Consider the following 21,349-nt stretch of genomic DNA (forward strand, 5'->3'; position numbering starts at 1 on the left):
CTCACTTCCCCTTTTTCGAGGTCGACATCGAGGTCGCCATGTTGCGGAAGGTGTCGTTCATTAGGACCGCGATGAGCAGCATGACACCGATGATCAGCGAGCTGAGGTTGCGGTCGAAGGGCGTGTAGCCGATGCCCTGCTGGACGATGGCCAGGGTCGCGGTGCCGAAGAAGACGCCCGCCACGGTGCCGAAGCCGCCGGTCAGCAGCACCCCGCCGACAACCACCGCGATGATGCAGTTGAAGATCAGCGCGAAGTTGGTGGTGGTGGTGGCCGAGTTCGACAGGACCGTCTCGCAGACACCCGAGAGGGCAGCGGCCATGGCGGTCAGGATGAACAGCGAGATCTTCAGCTTGTCGATCGGGATGCCGGCGTTGCGGGCGCTTTCCTTGTCGCCGCCGAGCGCGAGGATCCAGTTGCCCCAGGGCGACATGTGCAGCACGTAGTAGAGCACGGCGGCAATGGCGATCCACCAGAAGACAGAGGACTGGAAGCCCCAGAAGTGGTAGTCGCCGAAGATGAACTTCGCCACCGGCGGCGAGGTCAGCGCCTGGCTCGTGGTGTCGGTCAGCAGCAGCGACAGGAACAGCGTCAGGCCGGAGACCGCGAAGAGCGTCGCGAGGGTGACGATCAGCGAGGGCACATTGGTGCGGGTCACCAGCATGCCGTTGATCCAGCCGACCACGAAGGCGATGCCGAAGGTGATCAGCAGCCCGACGACAAAGGGCAGCCCGTAGTAGCCGCAGGCGATGGCCATCGACATCTTGGCCGCCGGCACCATGGCGCCGATCGAGATGTCGAGCTCGCCGGCGATCATCAGAAAGCCGATGGGGATGGCGATGATGCCGATGGTCGAGGCCATGTTGACCCAGGACGAGGTGCCGAAGGGCGACAGGAAGTTCCGGTCAAACCCGAAGTACGCGAAGAAGACGAAGACCAGAACCATCCCCATGAAGGCTCCGACCTCGGGGCGGCGGAACAGGGCGCCGATGGAAAAAGACGGCGTGGCGGCGGGCCGCGCGGGTTTCGATGTCTGTGATGTGGTTTCCATGGTCATACGGTTCTCTCTGGCAAGGGTGCAGTCTCCGCGCGGGCACCCTCGGGGTGCGCGAGCGCCGGGCGGGACGTCCCGGACCTTCTGGCCCGGGACCGAGGTCGCAGTGACTTAGCGGGCGCCCTTCGACACGCCGGCGAGGGCGGTGTCGATGTTGGTGCTGTCGACGATGGCCGGGCCGGTCAGCACCGGGTCGGTGGCCAGCTCGGTGCCGAAGTCGATGTGGGCGGCGAGCATCGAGGTGGCGAGGAAGCCCTGCAGGTAGGGCTGCTGGTCGATCGCCATCTTCTGGGTGCCGGCCTTGATCCGGTCGAGCGCGGACTCGCTGAGATCGAAGGAGCCGACCATCACCCGGTCCTGCGCGCCGATCTGGCCGACCGCGTTGGTCGAGGCATCGGCGGACCAAGCGGCCAGCGAGATCACCGCGTCGATCGACTGGTCGGCGACCAGCTCGGACTTGATGGATTCCGCGGTGCCGGTGATGTCGCCGTCGAGGTTGGCCGGGGTGCGCAGGATGAGCACTTCCGAGCCGCCTTCCTCGCCGCCTTCCTTCACGCCGGCGCAGCGGCTTTCATGGTTCACCGCGCCCGGGGTGTGGATGTGGCACAGGATCTTCTTGGCGCCCTGCTCGGCCATGTAGGCACCGCCGGCCTTGCCCGCGACGAACTCGTCGGAGCCGAAGTAGTTGATGCCCTGAACGTCCTCCTTCACGTCCTGGCCCGAGTTGTACATCATGATCTTGATGCCCTTCTCGGCGGCGGACTGCAGCGCGGGAACCTGCGCCTCGGGGACCCAGACCGGGATCGCGATGCCCTCGACGCCCTGCGCCACGGCCTGGTTGATCAGGTTCACGAGGTCCGGGCCGAAGTTGTCGTAGTTGGGCGTGCGGAGGTAGTTCACCGATCCGCCGTTTGCCTCGACCATGAGCGTCGCGTCGTCGACGCCCTTCTTGATCAGGTTGAAGAACCCGTCCTCGATCGAACCGGCGATCACCGCGATGTTCGCTGCGGAGGCCGGAATGGCGATGCCGGCGAGCACAGCGGCGCAGACCGTCGCTTTCAGGGTCTTGGTCAGTTGCATGCGTATTTCCTCCCTAAGGTACGTCACCGCCATGTGGCGGCAGTCAACGTCCGTTGCTCCGGTCCCGCGCTCCTCTTGCGGTGTCCCGGCGGACAAATCGGCTGGTGCGCAAAAGCCCCTCGGCCATCGCGCTTGCGTCGCGGCAGCACGCCGCGGAAAACCTGAAAAACTCCTCCATGTGACACGGCTCCTCCGCCGCATCTGCCAGGGCCTCCTCGCCGCTGACCCCTGAACATTGCCGATTGACATAAATCAGATCAATCGTACCAATCGAAAGAGATGCATTTCGTATCAATCTGTCTCACCAAAAGTACCTGATGAGATAAAATGAGACAAATGGAGCAGGTCATGTCACGTCCCACAATCAAGGATCTGGCAAGGGAAGCGGGGGTCTCCGTGGCCACCGTGAACCGGGTGATCAGCGGCGCGGAATCCGTGCGACAGTCGACGCGCGAGATCGTGCTGAATGCCGCTGAAAACATTGGGTTTTACGGCCTCGGAACCATCGAGAACTCGGTCCTCCAGGGGCGCGAGACGCACCGGCTCGCGATCCTCCTGCAGCAGGGTCACCGGGTCTTCTACCGCGGCCTCGGCAACGCCCTGATCCACGCCGCCAGCACATATGCTGGCGCAAACATCTCATTGGAACTGGAGTATCTCGACGACCTCTCTCCGGACCACGTGGCGAACAGAATCACCGCCCTCGGACAGGCCTCGGAATCGCTTGCCGTGGTCACCGCGGAGCATCCGATGGTCTCCGACGCGATCACCGCAGTGATGGAAAACGGCGTGCCGGTCTCGGCGCTGATCGGCCCGCTCTCGGCCCGCGGCAACGTCGGATATGTCGGACATGACAACTGGAAGAAGGGCCGGATGGCGGGCTGGGCCTTCCACAAGTGCTGCCGCACCCCGGGCAAGATCGGCATCCTGCTGGGCAACCACCGCTACCGCAACCAGGAGATCAACGAGAGCGGCTTTCGGTCCTACTTCCGCGAGCACAATGCCGACTTCGTGCTGCTGGAACCGCTGCCGACCTTCGAGTCCGCCGCCGTCGCCCGGGAAATGACCGAGAAACTGTTCCAGGAACATCCCGACATGTGCGGGCTCTTCGTCTCCGGTGGCGGCATCACGGGCGCGCTGGCAGCGCTGCGCGAGCGCAAGCCGAACAAGGATTTCGTCTGCGTCGCCTACGAACTCTTCGACGCGACGAAGGCGGCCCTGATCGACGGGACGATCACCATGACGCTCTCCTATCCGCTGCAGACCTTCGCGCGCGAGATCATCGAAACGATGGTGAAGGCGAAACGGATGGGCCCCGATGCGGGGGCGCAGAGGGTCAATATCGACTTCGACATCCACACCTCCGAAAACGTCTGACCGCCGCGACCGGGTCTCGGCTTCAGATCATCCTGAAGCCTGCGCCGGTCACAGCTCCAGCTCGAGCAGAACCGACGCAAGGCATTTGCCGTGGGCGTCGAGCGCCAGCGACCGGGTGACGCCGCCCTTCAACGCGCCGCGGATCACGAAGTTGAGCGCGTGAAGCTGCGGCAGCGCGTAGCGGGTCACATCCTCGGCCGCCACGTCTCCCATGTGGCGCGCGACCCGTTCCGGGGTGAGCGCGTCGTGGATCCGCGGCCAGTCCTCGGCGCGGTAGGCGATGACCGAGATGTTCGACACATCGCCCTTGTCGCCGGTGCGCGCATGCGCAATCTCGTGAAGTTTCATGGCCGTGTCCTTCGGCTGACCGGGATCTCGAGACGCTCAGGCATCGAGCGTCTCGGAAAGTTCGCTGCGCACCGTGACCGATGCGGCGGGGAGCAGCGCCGAGGCGACCGCGATGATCTCGCGGTGCGCCCGGCTGACGCCGCCACCGCCTGCGGGACCACAGAGGTAAAGGCTCTCGACCTCCTCGCCGACTCGCTGCGCGGTCTCCTGATCGGCGCAGCGCGCCGCAACGCGCAGCCGCACCTCGGCGGGCTCCGCCGCGCCGCGGGCGCCGCCGGGGGCCACCGCATCGAGACCGATGAGGTCGGCCCGCTCCTCGAGGATCCGGCTGCCCCAGTCCGACAGGCGCTGGCGCACCAGCTCGGCGGCGAGCCGCCCCCGCGCCACGCAATTGGCCCCGGCGTAGGAGATCTGCCCCTCGCCGCGCCAGCCATCGCGGTAGCCGACGGACACCTTGAGCTCGCCCGTCGCTGGATGCCCCGTTCCACCGGTGACGCGCACCCGGTCGATGCCGATTTCCTCGAGCTCGACCTGCGAGAAATCGGCCACCACGTCGGGCTGCATGTAGCGGGCCGGATCGTGGATCTCGTAGAGCAACTGCTCGGTACAGGTGGCGCGGCTGACCAGACCCCCGGTGCCGGGCAGCTTGGTGATCACCGCGTTGCCGTCGTCCGAGACCTCCGCCAGCGGGAAGCCGACGTCCGCGAGATCCGGCACGTCCTTCACTCCCGGGTCGGCGAAATAGCCGCCGGTGATCTGCGCCGAGCATTCCAGCAGATGCCCGACAAGCGTGCCGCGTCCGAGCCGCACCCAATCGTCCATCGCCCAGCCGAAGCGATGCACCAGCGGCGCAAGGAAGAGCGCCGGATCCGAGGCCCGGCCGCAGATCACGATGTCGGCCCCGGCGTCCAGCGCCTCGACGATGCCCGCGACGCCGATATAGGCATTGGCCGAGATCAGCCGCTCCCCGAGCGCCCGCGCCGGGGCGCCGGTCTCGGTCAGGATGCAATCGCCGATGAGGGGCAGGACGTCGTCGCCGGTCACCGCCGCCACGGTCAGCGGCAGGCCCAGCTCGCGCACCACGGCGCGCGTCCGCTCGGCGGCGGCGCGGGGGTTGGCCGCGCCCATATTGGTGACGATGCGCGTACCATTGCGGGCACAGGCGGGCAGCACGGCGCGCATGCGGCGCTCGAGCAGCGGGTCGAACCCGGCCCCGGGATCGGCCAGCCGCGCCTGCTGCGCCAGCGCGATGGTGCGCTCGGCGAGGCATTCGAAGACCAGGAAGTCCAGCTCGCCGCGCTCGGCGAGATCGACGGCGGGGGCAATGCGGTCGCCCTGGAAGCCCGCGCCGGTGCCAATGCGAACCATGCTCATGCCATCGCCCTCCCCTGCGCGCGGCCCACTGCGCGGGCGCCGAAGAAGATCGCCAGCGCCATGAACGGCGTGATCAGCATTGGCCAGATCGCCAGCGCGATGACCAGCAGCAGCAGCAGGATGTCGAGGCCGCGCCTGCCGGTGAGGGGCGTGCCGCTCAGCAGCGCCGGCACCGCCAGCACCAGCGCCATACCCGCGGCCGCCGCCTCGACGATCCCGACGAGGCCGCCCGACATGGTCATGCCCGGGTAGAGCAGCAGCAGGAAGGGCACGAGGTAGGTCACCGCGCCAAGCCGCACCGCCTCGCCCGCGGCGGGCAGCCAGTTGGTATTGGCGATGCCCGAGCCGACGAAGACCGCAACGCAGACCGGCGGGGTGATCACCGAGATCGTCGCGAAGTAGAAGACGAAGAGATGCGCGGCCAGCGGGTCGACCCCCACGGCGGTCATCGCCGGGGCGAGCACCGCGGCCACCAGCACGTAGGCGGCGGTGGTCGGCAGGCCCATGCCCATGATCAGGCAGACCAGCCCGACGATGATTGCCACCAGCACGACCGAGTCCCCGGCCATCGTGACGATCAGCGAAGACAGCGTCACGCCGATGCCGGTCATGTTGATCATCGAGACCAGCACCTGCGCCCCGGCGAGCAGCACGCCGATGATCACCATGCCCTTGCCCGCGTCCTCGAGACCGTCGATCACCCGCCCGGCCATCTCACGCGGGTTCAGCCGTCCGGCCTGGGTGGCGACGAAGGCGATCAGCAGGCCGACGACCCCGTAGAAGGCGGCGGTGGCGATCGAGCGGCCGAGCCAGATGCCGATGCCCAGCCCGCCAAGCGCGGCAAGGATCGGCAGCACCCGGCGCGGCGCGGTGATGGTTTTCCAGGCCGGCATCTCGTCCTCGGGCACCACGGCAAGCCCGCGCTGCTGCGCAACGAAATGCACGGTGACGAAGACCGAGACGTAGAACAGGACCGCCGGAAGGATCGCGCCGACGATGATGGTGGTATAGGGAAGCCCGAGGATCTCGGCCATGACGAAGGCCGCGGCGCCCATGATCGGCGGCGCGATCTGCCCGCCGGTGGAGGCCACTGCCTCGACCGCCGCCGCGAAGGGGCGCGGGTAGCCGAGGCGGATCATCATCGGGATGGTGAAATTGCCGGTGGTGGCGACATTGGCCACGGCAGAGCCCGAGATCATCCCGAAAAGCCCCGAGGCGATGGTGGCGATCTTCGCCGCGCCGCCGGGCTGACGGCCGCCGAGGCGCATGGCCAGATCCATGAAGGCTTGGCCGCCGCCCGAATGCAGCAGCAGCGCGCCGAAGAGCACGAAAGCGGCGATCACCGTCGCCGCGACGCCGGTGAGCATGCCCCAGATGCCGAGATCGCCGAGGAAGATGGTCTCGGTCACGAAGGCCGCGTCGAAGCCGCGGTGCCCCAGCGCGCCCGGAAGCAGGTTGCCGAACATCGCGTAGCCGATGCCGATCAGCACCAGCACCGGGAAGATCAGCCCCACCGTGCGCCGCCCGAGCTCGAGCACCGACAGCACGAGCCCGACGGTCAGCGCCATGTCGAGCGTCGTGGCCCAGGGCAGCGTCGTCATGATTTCATCGTAGTTCCAGACCACGTAGCCGCAGGCCCCCACCGTCACCGCGCAGAGCACGAGGTCGATGGCGAGCCCGAGCGGGCGCCAGGATTTCCCGGCGCCCAGCGGGTAGAGCGCGAAACCGAGGGAGGCCACGAGGGCGAGGAAGATCGCCCGCTGGATCAGCCCCTCAAAGGGGCCGGTCGCGGCGGTGTAGAAGACGAAGGCCCCGACGAGGATCGCCAGCCCCTTCTGGACGCGCTCCAGTGTCATGTCAGCTCCCCGGCTGCAGCTTGGCGGGGATCTCGAGCCCCTGCTCCTCGAACCAGCGCGCCGCGCCCGGATGCAGCGGGACGGTGCCGTAGTCGAGCGTCATCTGGGCCAGGTCCGCGCCCTTCAGGCTGGCCATGGCATTGGCCTGCGCGCTGTCGTCGGCCATGATCGCCGAGACGATCTTGTAGGCGGTCTCGTCGTCCATCGAGGCGGGCGCGGCCACGCCGACGCCGAAGCTCCAGGTGGTGTAGGCGGGGATGCCATCGGCGGCACCCTCGGGAATGTCGATCACCGAGATGTCGGGCATCTTCTCGCGCAGGGTGTCCGCCTGGGCGTCCGAAAGACCGACCACGGTGATGTCGGTCGAGGTGGCGATGTCCATGGTCGAGCCGTCGAGCTTCATGCCCGAGCCCGATTTCACGTAGCCCGCCACGCGGTTGTCCTTGATCGCGCCGACGATGTCGGTGGTCGAGCCGCGCACGTAGTCCGCCTCGAGCCCCAGCGCGGTGAACACCGCCTCGGTGGTCGACTCGGTGCTCGAGCCCTTGATGCCCGGGTTGAAGCGCACGCCCGACAGACCCTCGAGGCTGTCCACGCCCGCGTCCTTGCGCAGGATCACGTTCTGCGGCGCGTTGGTGTAGACCCAGAGCAGGCGCAGGTCCTGGGCGTTGCCCTCGAAGGCGTTGGTGCCCGAAACCGCGTGCTGCGCCGCGTTGGTGGTCACGAGGCCGAGGTCGACCTGACCGCGCGCCATGCGGCGGATGTTGTCCATCGTGGCGCCGGTCTCGACCACCGAGGCCTTCAGCCCCTCGGCGTTTTCGTTGATCAGCTGGCCGACGGCGACGAAATACCCGTAGTGGCTCGACGAGGCCGAGGTCGAGCCGATCAGCAGGTCGGTCTCCTGCGCCAGCGCCGGACCGGCAATCAGAGTTGCGCCCATGAGGGCGTAGAGCGTTGATTTCATGATGTCCTCCCTTGGACCCCGGTTGCGGGATCGTGGGGGCTACAATGCCGCAGGATGTTTATTGCCTGAAGTGAGATTTCTGACATTATTCGTGCATGGAACGCACCAATCCCTCGCTCGCCGATTTCAACGCCGTCCTCGTGCTGCTGCGCTGCGGCTCGTTCCGCGCCGCCGCCGAGGTTCTGGCGCTCTCGCCCTCGGCCCTGTCGCGGCAGATCACCGGGCTCGAGGCCCGGCTCGGCGCCCGGCTCTTCGACCGCGACACCCGTAACGTCGCGCCCACCGCCTCGGGTCTCGCCTTCGGGCGCGTGGCGGAGCGGATGATCAACACCGCCGACGACGGCATGGCGGAATTCGAGGCGCATCTGTCGGCCCGCAACGGGCGGCTGACCATCGCTGGGCTGCCCTCGGTGACCGCCGGCCTGCTGCCGGGGCTGCTGCGGAGCTTCTCCGCCGAACACCCGGATATCGACCTGCGCATCGTCGACGCGCTTTCGGGCAGCGTGATCGAGGCCGTCGAGGCGGGCATCGCCGAGATCGGTTTCACCGCCGGCACGCTCTCGGCCCGCAGCCGGCTCACCTTCCAGCCGCTGATGGATGACCACTTCGTCGCCGTGGGGGCGCCCGACGGGCCGCTGCGCGCGGCGCGCGACTACGCCTGGGAAGAGCTGGTCGAGATGCCCTTCATCGCCATGGCGCAGGGCACCAGCGTGCGCGAGCTGATCGACGGTGCCTGCCTGCGCATCGGGCACACGCTCGCGCCCCGCTTCGAGGTGGCGCACCTTGCCACGGCGGGGGCCCTTGTCGCCGAGGGCCTGGGGATCACCGCCCTGCCGACGCTGACCCTGCCGGTTCTGCGCACGGAAGCCCTGGTCCAGCGCGAGATCATCGGCTTCGGCGCGCGGCGGCGGATCGGGCTGGTGCGGCGTTCCGGGCAATCCCTCTCGCCTTCGGCGCAAGCCTTCCTGGCGCATGTGCGCGAGGCCAGCACCCTCGGGCGCGCGCCCGGAGGAAGCCGCGGATAGAGCCGCGGGTCCGGACGGGCGCGTCTCCGCTCTCCGGTGACTTGCTCCGGCGTCTCTTGTCCGGGCACTTTCGGCGCGCGTGACCTCGCGACGGCGTTTACCGCGCCCGCAACTGCTGGCACCCTGCGATCTCTATGACGTCTGGCGCTGTTTGACGCGACCTGTGGCAAGGTCCGCGCCAGGCGCCGCCTCCGGCGCGGCTGGCCTTGCGCGGCGATCTGCGCGAGATAGCCCTGCGGCCCGGACGCCGCGACGAGCGAAAGGGATCACGTGCGACTTCTTCTGGTACACACCGGCGGCACCATCGGCATGGCGGCCACAGCGCAGGGCTTCGCACCGCGGGCCGGAGTCTTAGAAGACGCGCTGCAGCGGCTCGAGGCCGAGGGCCGCCTGCCGCATCCGGTCACCCTGCACCAGCTCGACCGGCTGATCGACAGCGCCGAGGCGACCCCGGAGGACTGGAACCGGCTCACGCGGCTGCTCACCGAGGCGCAGGCCGATTTCGACGCCGTCGTGGTGACCCATGGCACCGACACGCTGGCCTTCACCGCCGCCGCGCTCTGCCTCGCGCTGCGCGGGCTGGGCAAGCCGGTGATCCTCACCGGCTCGATGCTGCCGCTGACGGTCGAGGGCAGCGATGGCTGGGACAACCTGGCGGATGCGCTCGCGGCGGCGACGCAGGCCGCGCCCGGCGTCTGGGTGCAATTCGCCGGCCACCTGCTGCACGGCGGGCGACTGCGCAAGACCCACTCCGGCGCGCGCGATGCCTTTGCCGCCGAGCAGACCGGGGCCGCCCCGCTCTTCCCGGCGCCGCAGCTCGCGGGGATCGAGGTCGGCGCGCACCGGGTCGCGATCCTGTCGCTGGCGCCGGGTGCCTGCACCGAAATCCTGGGCTTTGCCGCCGAGAGCTGCGACGGGCTGGTGCTGCGCTGCTACGGCGCGGGCACCGCCCCCGACACGCCGCAGATGCGCGCCGCGCTGTCCCGCGCCGCCGCGCGCGGGGTGCCGGTGGTGGCGGTCAGCCAATGCCCCGAGGGCGGCATCAGCCTCGGCACCTACGCCGCGGGCGGGGTGCTGCGCGACACCAAGGTCATCGACGGGCGCGACATGACCCCCGAGATGGCCTACGCCAAGCTGCACCACGCGCTGTCGATGACCCAAGACGCCGAAGCGCGCCGCACCTTCCTCGCCCGCCCCGCCTGCGGCGAGATGCGGGATGCCTGAGCCGCGGGCGGGCAGCGCTCAGGCCAGCGGCGCCTCGACCAGCGGCCCGGGGTGGCGGCTCCAGGAGCTGAGCATCTCGCGCACCTCCTCGGGGATGTCGGGGCTGTCCGGCGCGTAGAGCGCGCTGCGCCGCATCTGCCGGCGCAGGTCGATGCTCTCGCCGAGGTACTCGAAGACGATCTGCGTCGCCGCCGGCGGGCGCGGCGCCCGCGCCGCCACCCCCGAGACCACGCCGGTCAGGTAGCGGATGCGGTTGTTGTAGCTGGGATAGAGGATGATCTGCATCACCTCGTTCTTGGTCAGCGTCTCCATTACCGTCATGAAGATCCGGTCGCCCAGCACGAAGCAGGCGCCCTGGTACTTGCAGGTGAACTTCGAGCGTCCCGGCTTGCCCACGTTCTCGATGGTCTTGAGGTTCATGCCGAAGGGCGTCGGGTAGATCCGCCCCACCGCCAGCAGCACCTGCCCCGGATGCGACATGGAGTTGTAGTAGATCAGGTAGTAGCCGCGGTAGGGCTGCAGCGCGCGCTGCGAGTCGAGCCTCACGTCGTTGGCCAGCGCCGCCACCACGTTGCGCTCCACCGAGGCCGGGGCGTGCCGCGGGCGCAGCCGCACCAGCTCGGAGAACTTGGCATGCGGCAGCAGCATCTCGCTCTCGTCCACCCCGAAGAAGTCGCACATCCGCTGCATCAGCCGCAGCGACGGGTAGGTCTCGCCCGAAAGGTAGCGGTTGAACTGCGAGCGGTTGACGCCAAGCTGTCGGCAGACCTCGGCAATCGACGGGTGGTAGCTGCAGAGCAGCCGCAGGTTCCGGGGCAGGTCGCGCGCCATGCGCTCATCCTTCGCTAGTTGACGCGCTCCCGTATCAACCAGCACCAGGGGGGCGCAAGCTAGTGAAATGGTAATCCTGCAGCGCCTGCCTAGGGTGCGCCCACTTCGCGCACCCCGGTGTGCCCATCCCGCGCGGTCCGATGCGCCCCCTGCGCACTCAGGCGTGCGCCTGGCCCGCGCAACGCTGACCGCATTAACCCTTGGAGGAGTGCATGGAATTTCTGGAAATGATCTTCGGCAAGATCGGAGATCTGACATGGGGCTGGTCGCTGATCCCGATCCTGGTGATCTTCGGCTGCTTCATCACCCTGGCGACGGGCTTCGTCCAGGTCCGCTTCTTCGGGCGCATGTTCCGCGTCCTGAGCAGCGCCAACAACTCGCATGACCCCAGCCGCATCTCGGCGCGCGAAGCGCTGCTGGTCTCGGTCGGCGGACGCGTCGGCGGCGGCAATATCGCGGGCGTCGCGGTGGCGATCACCCTCGGCGGGCCGGGCGCGGTGTTCTGGATGTGGGCGGTGGCGCTGGTCGGCATGGCCACCAGCCTCGTCGAATGCTCGATCGCGCAGCTCTACAAGCGCCGCGTCGACGAGACCACCTTCCGCGGCGGCCCGGCCCTGTCGATCATCCACGGGCTCGGCAAGGAGTTCCGCTGGCTGGCGGTGGTCTACGCGGTCTGCCTGATCGCCGCCTTCGGCTTCGGCTTCAACGCCTTCCAGGGCAATACCGTCGCCGGCGCCGTGCAGGACAGCCTCGGCATCGAGCGGCTGTGGACCGGCATAGCCCTGTCGCTGATCGCCGGCGCGATCATCTTCGGCGGCATCCACCGCATCGCCAAGGCGTCGGACGTGATCGTGCCGATCATGGCCGTCGGCTACCTGGCGCTGGCGCTGATCGTCATCGTGCTCAACATCACCGAGATCCCAGGCGTGATCTCCTCGATCGTCCGCAACGCCTTCGGCTTCGAGCAGGCGGTCGGCGGCGGCATGGGGGCGGCGCTGGCGCAGGGCCTGCGGCGCGGGCTTTTCTCCAACGAGGCGGGCCTCGGCTCGGCGCCCAACGTGGCGGCCACCGCCGAGGTGCGCCACCCGATCAGCCAGGGCATCACGCAGTCCTTCTCGGTGTTCATCGACACCATCCTGATCTGCTCGTGCACCGCCTTCATCATCCTGCTCGGCGATGTCTACGTGCCGGGGGCCGAGGGCATCGACGGCGTGGCGCTGACCCAGCAGTCGCTGGTCTCGCACCTCGGGGCCTGGGCGCAGTACTTCCTGACCGCGGCGATCCTGCTCTTCGCCTTCTCGTCGATCATCTACAACTACTACCTCGGCGAGAACGCCCTGACGGTGCTGTCGAAGAACCCTCTGTCGCTGGTAATCTTCCGCCTGGCGATCATGGCCATCGTCTTCGTCGGCGCGGTGGCGCCCGGCGCGACCGCGGTGTTCTTCTTCTCCGACCCGATGATGGGCGTGCTGGCGCTGGTCAACCTGCTGGTGATCATGATGCTCTTCCCGGTGGCGCTGCGCCTGCTGCGCGACTTCAAGGCGCAGCTCTCGGCGGGGGTCGACCGTCCGGTGCTGAACCCGGACGACTACGCCGACCTCGACATCGACCGCGCAGCCTGGAACCGCACCGTGGAGTGACCTGCGACGGTCCGGCCCGGGAAGCTCCGAAGGGGGCCGCCAACGCGCGGCCCCCTTTTTCATGCGCCGCGCGCCCGGCGGCAAGTGGCGGTACGGCGCCCCCTGCCGGCCCCCGGAGGCGCGCGGCGCCCCCCGCTCAGAAGGTCATCTGCAGCCCGAGGTAGTAGGTCCGGCCCGGCCCGTTGTCGCTCGCGGCGTAGGGCTGGTACTCCACGTCGCCGAGGTTGGCGATCTTGGCGGTGAGCTGCAGGGAGTCGGTCGCCGCGTAACTGGCGAAGACATCCCAGAGCCCGTAGGCATCGCTTTCCGCCTCGCTGTCGATCGACACCCCGGCGGCGGTGTAGCTGTAGGTCGCCCCAGCGGTCAGATCGCCGTGCAGGAAGTGGCGGGCCAGCGTGGTCGAGAAGGTCTCGGGCGGCTGCAGCTCGTAGCCCTCGTAGCCCGACGGCGGGGTCGAGTCGGAGTTGGTGTAGGACAGCGCCGCCGACCAGAGTTCGGCATCGTAAGCCGCCTCGAGCTCGAGGCCATGCGTGACCGTGGTGCCGTCGATATTGTCGTAATAGGCCAGCGTCGTCGCGCCCACCGAGGTGTAGGTGTCCTCGGTCACATAGGCGACGTAATCCTCGACGTTCATTTTGAAATAGGCCAGCCGCGCGGTCAGCCGGTCGCCCGACGACAGCAGGTCGTTGCGGGCGATGTTCACGCCGATCTCGCCGCCCTCGGTGGTCTCGGCCTCGAGGTCCGGGTTCGGCCCGAGGTAGAGGTTGAAGAAGCCGTAGCCGTGGAAGCTCTCCTGCAGGGTTTCCTGCAGCGACGGCGCCCGGGTGCTGCGCGAGACCGAGACATAGGGCTGCAGCCAGTCGTTCACCTGATAGGCCAGCGTCAGCTTGGGATCGAAGGAGGACTCGTCGATGTCCACGTCGCCGGACTGCAGCTCGTTGTCGAGCCGCCCGCTCAGGCTGTAGTCGCTGTAGCGCAGCGCCGCGGTAAATTCCCACGGGCCGTTCGCGAAGACGTTCTCGGTGAACACCCCGAGGTTTTTCGCCTCGCCGTAGGTCGGGTTCGCCCCGCCCTCGGCGCCGCCCAGCACGTCCTCGTAATACTCGAAACCGTTGGTCGAGGTGAGGCTCCAGCCGCCGAAGCCGTACTCGCTGACGTTGGTCACGTCGATCCCGGTGGTGATGGTCTGCATCTGCCGCCCGACGTAGGAGCCGGTGCCGTCGATCGAGCCGGTGTATTCGTTGTCGGTGACCGAGCGGTAGAGGTTCGCGCGCAGGTTCACCGCGGGGCTATAGTTCAGCGTGTAGCCCAGCTTGTAGAGATCGGTGGTCATCTCCTGCTCGTAGGAATTCGACGCGTAATCGGCATTCATCCGCGTCGCCAGCAGCTCGAGGCCCTGGGTCTCGGTGAGCGCGTAGCGCCCGCGCAGCATGTAGCTGTCGCGGTCCTTGTCGGTATTGGCGACCTCGTTGCCGGCGCCGTCCTCGAAGGCATCCGCCGTCGTGCGCGCATAGGCGCCCAGCACCGCGCCGCGCTCGCCGATATAGGCCGCAGCGCCCATGCGCCCGAAGTCATCGCCGTTGTCGCCGTAGGTCAGCTTGACCCGCCCCCCGGCCCCCTGGCCGTCGACGATGTCCTCGGGCGCGATCAGCCGGAAGTTCGCCGCCCCCGCCGAGCCGCTGCCGCCCGCCGTCACCACCGCCCCGCGGGTGATGTCGATGCCCTGCAGGAACAGCGGCTCGAAGTTCGCGTAGCCTTCCGAAGCGTGGCCGTTGAAGCGGAAGTTCTGCGGTACGCCCTCGACCGTCATCGCCACGCGCCCCTGCCCCTGCAGGCCGCGGATCGAGACCGCCACCCCGGGCTGCCCGGCGTTGAGCCGCGTCGAGGCACCCGGCGTCTGGCGGATCACCTCGTCCACCGTCGCCGTGCCGCCCTGCGCGGTCACCGCGCTGCCCTCGATATGCGACGTGTTCTCGCCCGCGTAGACCGGCGTGCCGTCCGCCGAGGTGCCCACCACGATCCGCCCGAGGAAAACCGCCTCGCTGTCGTCCGCGTCCTGCGCGAGACCCTGCGTCCCGGTCGCCGCCATCACCAGCGCCATGGCGGTCGCGCAGCGGTGCATCGCTGAAACTGTCATCGTCTTGTCCGTCCTTGTCCCTGCGCCGGCGGGACATGCCTGCAACGGCAGCCACGCCCGGAGCCCGCAGGGGCACCGGCGCACGCGTCATCGAGCGTCCGGCTGCGGCCGGTCGCCCTGGGTTTTCGATTTGGGGTTTTCGCTCGCGCAGACGTTCGGGCAGAGGCTGCCCGACCACTTTCAGCTGGCGCTCTGCAAGGGGTAAATTCCCTCGGGGCAAGAAGTCAAGTATTTTACTCTGGAATTATTTTCGCCCTGCCAGAGACTTGTGCGGGCCATGGCGACGCCGCCCCGCCCGCGCCGCGGCCCTTGCGCGCCGCCTCTACCTGAGTATAAATGTCGGGTATAACTGCAGAGTTTCGCTCCAGCCACTGCGCCCGAGGGTGCACGCCAGACATCGCGTCCACACAGGCCAGGAGTGACAGCAATGTCCCAGACCCCGTCCCCATCCGCGTCCTTGTCCGCCGAGGACATCCGCACCGCCCGTCTCGCACAGGCCACCCTGCGCGACCGCGACGTCGCCGAGCAGCTCGGGATCAGCGAAGCGCAGCTCATGGCCGCCCATGTCGGCCAGGGCGTCACCCGGATCAGCGCCGATCCGGACCGGCTGATGGCCGCCGCCGAGCGGCTCGGCGAGGTCATGGCGCTGACCCGCACGCCCTCCTGCGTGCACGAGAAGGTCGGGCGCTACGCCAATTACCACGCGGGCGAGCATGCCGCGATGGTGCTCAACGACGAGATCGACCTGCGCATTTTCCCGCGGCACTGGGTGCATGGCTTCGCGCTCGACCAGCAGACCGAAAAGGGCCGGCGCCGCGCGCTGCTGGTCTACGACGCCGCCGGGGACGCGGTGCACAAGATCCACCTGCGCCCGGGCTCGGACCATGCCGCCTGGGAGGCCGTGGTCGCCGGGCTCGCGCTCGAGACGCAGGACGACACGCTGCAGACCGCCCCGCGAGAGGCGCCGGAGCCCGCGAAATCCCGCCCCGACCGCGCCGAGGAGCTGCGCGCCAACTGGGACAGGCTCACCGACACCCACCAGTTCCTGATGATGGTCAGCCGGCTCAAGATGAACCGGCTCGGCGCCTACCGCATCGCGGGCGCCCCCTACGTCCGTCCGCTCGCGCCGCAGAGCCTCGGCACGCTGTTCACCGAGCTTTCGGCCAGCCAGGTGCCGGTGATGATCTTCGTCGGCAACCAGGGCTGCATCCAGATCCATTCCGGCCCGGTCACCAATATCAAGACCATGGGGCCCTGGCTGAACGTGCTCGACCCCGGCTTCGACATGCACCTGCGCAGCGACCATGTCGCCGAGGTCTGGGAGGTGCACAAGCCGACCCGCCGCGGCATGGCGGTCTCGGTCGAGGCCTTCGACGCCGAGGGCCGGATCATCCTGCAGATCTTCGGGGTGCGCAAACCGCAGGACCGGGCCGCCGAGTTCGAGGCGCTCGCCGCCGCCCTGCCCGAAGCCGCACCCGCCGAGGTGCTGTCGTGAGCCCGTCGCGCCGCCTCATGCTGGCCGCGCTGGCCGCCCTGCCCCTGCTGCCCGCACCGCTGCGCGCACAGGAGGCCGGCCCCGCGGATCGCCCGGAGGATCGTATCGTCTCGATCGGCGGCGCGGTCACCGAGATCGTCTACGCCCTCGGCGAGCAGGACCGGCTGGTCGCCCGCGACACCACCTCCAACTACCCGCCCGAGGTCACCGGGCTGCCCGACATCGGCTACATTCGGCGGCTCTCGCCCGAGGGCGTGCTCTCGGTAAACCCCACGCTGATCCTCACCGAGGAGGGCGCCGGCCCGCCCGAGGTGGTCGAGCTGCTGAAGGAGGCCAGCATCGCCTTCGCCGAGATCCCCGACGGCTTCGACCGCGCCGCCGTGCTGACCAAGATCCACCGCGTCGCCGAGGTGCTCGGCGTGCCGCAGAAGGGCGATGCCCTCGCCGCCGAGGTGGCCGCGGCGCTCGACGCCGCCGGGGAGATCGCCGCGCAGGAGGCCGCCGGAGCGCCGCCGCGCCGCGTGCTCTTCGTGCTGTCGATGCAGGGCGGGCGGATCATGGCGGGCGGCAGCGACACCGCCGCCGACGGCATCATCCGACTCGCCGGGGGCGTCAATGCGCTCACCGGCGTCTCGGGCTACAAGCCGCTGTCGGACGAGGCGGTCATCGCCGCGGCGCCCGACGTGATCCTGATGATGGCGCGCGGCGGCGAGATGGCGGTCAGTGACGCGGCGCTGTTCTCGCATCCGGCGATCCTCTCGACCCCGGCGGGCGAGGCGCGCGCCGTGCTGCGCATGGACGGGATGAAACTGCTCGGCTTCGGCCCGCGCACCGCCGAGGCGGCGACCGAGCTGGCGCATGCGCTCGCGGGCGGCTGAGATGGTGGCGATCCATCCCGAGATCGGGCTCGCGGGCGACCGCCGCAGGCTGGCCCGCCGCACGAGCTGGGCGCTGGCCGCGCTGCTGCTCGCCGCCGCCTGGGCCAGCCTCGCCGTCGGCGCCTCGGACGTGTCGCTGGGCGCGGCGCTCGCCGACCTGCTGGCCGGGCGCGAGATCGAGGCGCGCAGCCGGATCATTCTGTGGGACATCCGCCTGCCGCGGCTGCTCACCGGCATGATGGTCGGCGCCTCGCTGGCGGTGGCCGGGGCGGTGCTGCAGGGGCTGTTCCGCAACCCGCTGGCCGATCCGGGGCTCGTCGGGGTCAGCGCCGGCGCCGGGCTCGGCGCGATCACCGCCATCGTGCTCGGCGGGCTGCTGCCCGCGGGGATCGCCGCGCTGCTCGGCCCGGCGTTGGTGCCGGTCATGGCCTTTGCCGGAAGCTGGCTCGCGGTGACCGCGCTCTACGTCATCGCCACCCGCGGCGGCCATACCTCGGTGGCGACGATGCTGCTCGGCGGCATCGCCCTCGCGGCGATGACCGGCGCGCTCTCGGGGCTGCTGATCTACATCGCCGACGACCAGCAGCTGCGCGACCTGACCTTCTGGGGGCTCGGCTCGCTCGCCGGGTCGACCTGGAGCAAGACCCTCGCCGCCGCGCCGCTGATGCTGGCCGCCCTGCTCGCCGCCCCGCTGCTGGCGCGCGGGCTGAACGCGCTGGCGCTCGGCGAGGCGGCGGCGCATCACCTCGGCGTCCCGGTGCAGCGGCTGAAGACCCTGGCCGTGCTGGTGGTCGCCGCGGCGGTCGGCGCGGCCACGGCGATCTCGGGCGGCATCGGCTTCGTCGGCATCGTCGTGCCGCACCTGCTGCGCCTCGCCACCGGGCCGGACCACCGCGCGCTGCTGGTCAACGCGGGGCTGCTCGGCGCCAGCCTGCTGCTGCTCGCCGACGTCGTCAGCCGCAGCGTCGTCGCCCCGAGCGAGCTGCCCATCGGCATCGTCACCGCGGTGATCGGCGGGCCGGTCTTCATGTGGATCCTGCTGCGCCGCCGCGGCAGCCTGGAGTTCTGAGCCATGCTCGACGCCCGTGACATCACCGTGAGCTACGGCCGCCGCCGCGTGCTGGAGGGCGTGCACTTCCGCGCCGCGCCCGGCGCGCTCACCGCCATCGTCGGCCCGAACGGCTCGGGCAAAACCACGCTGCTGCGGGCGATGACCGGCGACCTTCCCTATCACGGGAAAATTTCCCTTGGTGGTGACGACCTCTCGACGCTGCCCGCCTGGCGCCTCGCGCTGCGCCGGGCGGTGCTGGCGCAATTCACCCCGCTGGCCTTTCCCTTCACCGTGGCCGAGGTCATCCGGCTCGGGCAAATCCAAGACGGCAAGGCGGGGGCGCCCGACCTGACGCCGCGCGCGCTGGCCCGCGTCGGTCTGTCGGGCTACGCCGGGCGGCGCTACCAGGAACTCTCGGGCGGCGAGCAGCAGCGCGTGCAGCTCGCCCGCGTGCTCTGCCAGGTCTGGGAGCCCATCGCCCATGGCCAGCCGCGCTGGCTGTTCCTCGACGAGCCGGTCTCCAGCCTCGACATCGCGCACCAGCTTCAGGTGATGCAGATCGCCCGCGACTTCGCCGACGCCGGCGGCGGCGTGGTGGCGATCCTGCACGACCTCAACCTCACCGCGATGTTCGCCGACAGCGTCGCGCTGCTCGCCGAAGGGCGGCTGCTGGAACAGGCCGCGCCCGAGACGCTGCTGCGCGACGAGCTGCTGTCGCACGCCTACGGCTGCACGCTTAGGGTCAGCACGCCGCCCGCGCGCGGCGTCTACGTGCTGCCGCACACGGCGCGGCTCTGACGGGCCGCGCGGCGAAAATCACTCCTCGGGGAAGGCCGCCCGGCACTGCGCCACCTGCTGCTGGTAGCGTGCCTCTTCGCTGGCGCGCGCCGCGACGAGTTGCTGCAGCTTGGCGCGCTCCTCGGCCACGTCGATCGCCACTGCCTGCTCGCGCGGGCCGGGGTCCGACGAGATGCAGGTGTTGATGCCGCCGTAATGGTGGTGCCCCATGCCGTAGCCCGAGCAGAAGCCGACGGTCGCCTGCGGCGTCTCGGAGACGAAGATCGCATAGCCGCGGTCGATATTGCCCTGCGCCTCGGCGATGCGCGCGTCGAGGTTGCGGATCCGCGCCGCACCGCGGTCGATGCAGACCTCCTGCGTGGTGGCACAGGCGGTCAGGACAAGCGGCAGGAGTAACAGCACACGGTGGCGCATCGGAACCTCGGGGTAAAAACATCAGCCTGGCCGGAGGATAGCGCATTTGCGTGGCAAAAACAGCGGCGATCCCACCGCTCAGCCACCCTTGCGCCGCCGGCTCATGCCATGCGCCGGATCGTAGCCGAGCAGCGCCAGCCCGAAGAAGACGGCAAAGGCCAGCGCCACCCAGAGCAGCGCCCATCCGTTGAGTCTCTGGTAGAGCGCGAAGCGGATCAGCTCGACCGCATGGGTGAAGGGGTTGGCGGCGCAGATGTCGCGCAGCAGGGTCGAGCTCTCGGCCATCTTCCACAGCGGGTAGAGCGCGGTCGACAGGAAGAACATCGGGAAGATCACGAAGTTCATCACCCCGGCGAAATTCTCCAGTTGCCGGATGGTCGAGGAGATCAGCAGCCCCAGCGCGCCCAGCATCAGCCCCGAGAGCAGCAGCGCCGGCAGCACCAGCACGTAGCCCCAGCCCGGCAGCACGATGCCGAAGCCCGCCGCCACTGCCAGGAAGACGTAGACCTGCAGCACCGAGACCGCGACCCCCGCCAGCAGCTTCGACAGCAGCAGCCACCAGCGCGGCAGCGGCGAGGTGAGCAGCAGCCGCATCGAGCCCATCTCCTGGTCGTAGACCAGGCTGAGCGAGCTCTGCATGCCGTTGAAAAGCTGGATCATCCCGCAAAGCCCGGGGATGATGTAGACCTCGTAGGTGATGTAGGTCTCGTAGGGCGGGATGATCGACATCCCCAGCGCGGCGCGGAAGCCGGCGGCGAAGACCACGAGCCAGACCAGCGGCCGCACCAGCGCCGCGAGGAACCGCGAACGCTGGTGCACGAAGCGCGCCGCCTCGCGGCGGACGATGGCGAGCATGGCGACGAGCCAGGCGTTCATCCCTGCCCCTCCCCCGCCATGCGCGTCTGCCCGGTCATCTCGATGAAGACCTCGGCCAGCGGCCGGTCGCCGCGCAGCTCCGCCGCGGGCGCATGCGCCAGCACCCGCCCCCGGTGCAGCACCACCACGTCGTCGCCCTCGGCGATCTCGTCGACGAGATGCGTGGCCCAGAGCACGGTGAGCCCGGCCGCCGCCAGCCCGTGCACATGCGCGACGATGGCCTGGCGGCTCTCGAAATCCAGCCCGACGGTGGGTTCGTCGAGCAGCAGCACCTCGGGCCGGTGGATCAGCGCGCGGGCGATCTCCATCCGCCTCCGGTGGCCGCCGTTGAGGCTGCGCGCCTTCTCGCCCGCGCGCTCCGCCATGCCGAGCTGCGCCAGGGCCGCCTCGGCGCGGTTGCCGGACTCGCGCCCGGAAATGCCGTGCAGCGCCGCGAAGTAGCGCATGTTGCGCATCACGCTCATGTCGAGATCGAGGGTCGGCTGCTGGAAGACCACGCCGATCTTCGACAGCGCCGCCCGCGGTTCGCGCGCCATGTCGTGCCCGGCCACGGTGATATGCCCCTCGCGGGTGACGAAGAGCCGGGTGAGCAGCGCGAAGAGCGTCGACTTGCCCGCCCCGTTCGGCCCGAGCAGCGCGGTGAACCCGGGCCGCAGCGCAAAGCTCACCCCGTCGAGCGCGCGCTTCGGCCCGTAGCTGTAGCGCAGGTCGGAGACGTCGAGGGCGGTCATTCAGCGGTGAACCTTCCGAGTTCCGCCACCGAGTGCGAGCCGGGCGCGCGACGGCCCGTGGGGTGGCGCAGCGCCCTGAGAGGTCTTCACTTCAACCCGGCCATGACCGAATGATCTCGAACGGGTGCCGGCCGGTTCCAAAGCGCCAGCCCGCGGGGACGGGCCGTCGCTCGCCCGGCGGCCTTCGGCCTTGATT

General features: G+C 69.3%; 19 protein-coding genes. 8 read left to right on the plus strand and 11 right to left on the minus strand.

Annotation, left to right across the window (positions count from 1 at the left end):
• Nucleotide 1 precedes the first annotated feature (1 nt).
• Together LC039_RS23300 and LC039_RS23305 are read right to left on the minus strand one after the other, a co-directional pair.
• Complete coding sequence (locus LC039_RS23300; RefSeq protein WP_226628700.1) at nt 2-1,051, minus strand: ABC transporter permease; 1,050 nt, start codon at nt 1,049-1,051, stop codon at nt 2-4.
• A gap of 114 nt (nt 1,052-1,165) precedes the next feature.
• On the minus strand, nt 1,166-2,134 hold the full coding sequence (locus tag LC039_RS23305) for a substrate-binding domain-containing protein (RefSeq protein WP_226628706.1): 969 nt from the start codon (nt 2,132-2,134) through the stop codon (nt 1,166-1,168).
• 348 nt (nt 2,135-2,482) lie between these two features.
• On the opposite strand from LC039_RS23305, the gene LC039_RS23310 reads away from it, so the two are divergent.
• Complete coding sequence (locus LC039_RS23310) at nt 2,483-3,511, plus strand: LacI family DNA-binding transcriptional regulator (protein WP_226628708.1); 1,029 nt, start codon at nt 2,483-2,485, stop codon at nt 3,509-3,511.
• Between the two features lie 48 nt (nt 3,512-3,559).
• Here LC039_RS23310 and LC039_RS23315 read toward each other — a convergent pair whose 3' ends face one another.
• From LC039_RS23315 to LC039_RS23330, 4 genes are read right to left on the minus strand one after another with little or no spacing between them, the layout of a single operon-like run.
• Complete coding sequence (locus LC039_RS23315; protein ID WP_226628710.1) at nt 3,560-3,859, minus strand: hypothetical protein; 300 nt, start codon at nt 3,857-3,859, stop codon at nt 3,560-3,562.
• A 36-nt stretch (nt 3,860-3,895) separates the two neighbouring features.
• On the minus strand, nt 3,896-5,233 hold the full coding sequence (locus tag LC039_RS23320; protein ID WP_226628712.1) for an acyclic terpene utilization AtuA family protein: 1,338 nt from the start codon (nt 5,231-5,233) through the stop codon (nt 3,896-3,898).
• Nucleotides 5,230-7,089, minus strand: a complete 1,860-nt coding sequence (locus LC039_RS23325) for a TRAP transporter permease (RefSeq protein ID WP_226628714.1) — start codon at nt 7,087-7,089, stop codon at nt 5,230-5,232. Before LC039_RS23325 ends, LC039_RS23320 begins: the two co-directional genes overlap by 4 nt.
• 1 nt (nt 7,090) lies before the next feature.
• Nucleotides 7,091-8,053 (minus strand): TAXI family TRAP transporter solute-binding subunit, encoded by a 963-nt coding sequence (locus tag LC039_RS23330; RefSeq protein WP_226628716.1) that lies wholly within the window; start codon nt 8,051-8,053, stop codon nt 7,091-7,093.
• 95 nt (nt 8,054-8,148) lie between these two features.
• Here LC039_RS23330 and LC039_RS23335 point away from each other — a divergent pair, with 95 nt between their 5' ends.
• Complete coding sequence (locus LC039_RS23335) at nt 8,149-9,078, plus strand: LysR family transcriptional regulator (protein ID WP_226628718.1); 930 nt, start codon at nt 8,149-8,151, stop codon at nt 9,076-9,078.
• A 270-nt stretch (nt 9,079-9,348) separates the two neighbouring features.
• Nucleotides 9,349-10,302: an asparaginase gene (locus LC039_RS23340; protein ID WP_226628719.1), complete on the plus strand. Its 954-nt coding sequence runs from the start codon at nt 9,349-9,351 to the stop codon at nt 10,300-10,302.
• Between the two features lie 18 nt (nt 10,303-10,320).
• Here the strand turns inward: LC039_RS23340 and LC039_RS23345 are convergent, their stop codons facing one another.
• A complete protein-coding gene (locus LC039_RS23345; protein ID WP_226628720.1) occupies nt 10,321-11,133 on the minus strand; it encodes a helix-turn-helix domain-containing protein in 813 nt (270 codons plus the stop codon).
• A 212-nt stretch (nt 11,134-11,345) separates the two neighbouring features.
• Between LC039_RS23345 and LC039_RS23350 the strand changes: the two genes are divergently transcribed.
• On the plus strand, nt 11,346-12,773 hold the full coding sequence (locus tag LC039_RS23350; protein WP_226628721.1) for an alanine/glycine:cation symporter family protein: 1,428 nt from the start codon (nt 11,346-11,348) through the stop codon (nt 12,771-12,773).
• Nucleotides 12,774-12,909: 136 nt separating this feature from the next.
• Here the strand turns inward: LC039_RS23350 and LC039_RS23355 are convergent, their stop codons facing one another.
• Nucleotides 12,910-14,910, minus strand: a complete 2,001-nt coding sequence (locus LC039_RS23355; RefSeq protein ID WP_226628722.1) for a TonB-dependent receptor domain-containing protein — start codon at nt 14,908-14,910, stop codon at nt 12,910-12,912.
• A gap of 427 nt (nt 14,911-15,337) precedes the next feature.
• Here LC039_RS23355 and LC039_RS23360 point away from each other — a divergent pair, with 427 nt between their 5' ends.
• From LC039_RS23360 to LC039_RS23375, 4 genes are read left to right on the plus strand one after another with little or no spacing between them, the layout of a single operon-like run.
• Nucleotides 15,338-16,405 (plus strand): hemin-degrading factor, encoded by a 1,068-nt coding sequence (locus LC039_RS23360; protein ID WP_226628723.1) that lies wholly within the window; start codon nt 15,338-15,340, stop codon nt 16,403-16,405.
• Nucleotides 16,406-16,422: 17 nt separating this feature from the next.
• On the plus strand, nt 16,423-17,283 hold the full coding sequence (locus LC039_RS23365; protein WP_264179656.1) for an ABC transporter substrate-binding protein: 861 nt from the start codon (nt 16,423-16,425) through the stop codon (nt 17,281-17,283).
• Between the two features lies 1 nt (nt 17,284).
• On the plus strand, nt 17,285-18,352 hold the full coding sequence (locus LC039_RS23370) for a FecCD family ABC transporter permease (protein WP_226628725.1): 1,068 nt from the start codon (nt 17,285-17,287) through the stop codon (nt 18,350-18,352).
• 3 nt (nt 18,353-18,355) lie between these two features.
• Nucleotides 18,356-19,132: a heme ABC transporter ATP-binding protein gene (locus LC039_RS23375; protein ID WP_226628727.1), complete on the plus strand. Its 777-nt coding sequence runs from the start codon at nt 18,356-18,358 to the stop codon at nt 19,130-19,132.
• Between the two features lie 18 nt (nt 19,133-19,150).
• Here LC039_RS23375 and LC039_RS23380 read toward each other — a convergent pair whose 3' ends face one another.
• The 3 genes from LC039_RS23380 to LC039_RS23390 all read right to left on the minus strand — a co-directional run bounded on the left by LC039_RS23380 (nt 19,151) and on the right by LC039_RS23390 (nt 21,153).
• Entirely contained in the window at nt 19,151-19,546 is a 396-nt protein-coding gene (locus LC039_RS23380; protein ID WP_226628728.1) for a hypothetical protein, read from the minus strand.
• Nucleotides 19,547-19,624: 78 nt separating this feature from the next.
• Nucleotides 19,625-20,422, minus strand: coding sequence for an ABC transporter permease (locus LC039_RS23385; protein ID WP_226628730.1), 798 nt, complete (start codon nt 20,420-20,422; stop codon nt 19,625-19,627).
• Nucleotides 20,419-21,153 (minus strand): ABC transporter ATP-binding protein, encoded by a 735-nt coding sequence (locus tag LC039_RS23390; protein WP_226628732.1) that lies wholly within the window; start codon nt 21,151-21,153, stop codon nt 20,419-20,421. Before LC039_RS23390 ends, LC039_RS23385 begins: the two co-directional genes overlap by 4 nt.
• Nucleotides 21,154-21,349 lie beyond the last annotated feature (196 nt).

The sequence above is a fragment of the Alloyangia pacifica genome, assembly GCF_020524285.1.
Taxonomy (GTDB): Bacteria; Pseudomonadota; Alphaproteobacteria; order Rhodobacterales; family Rhodobacteraceae; genus Salipiger; species Salipiger pacificus_B.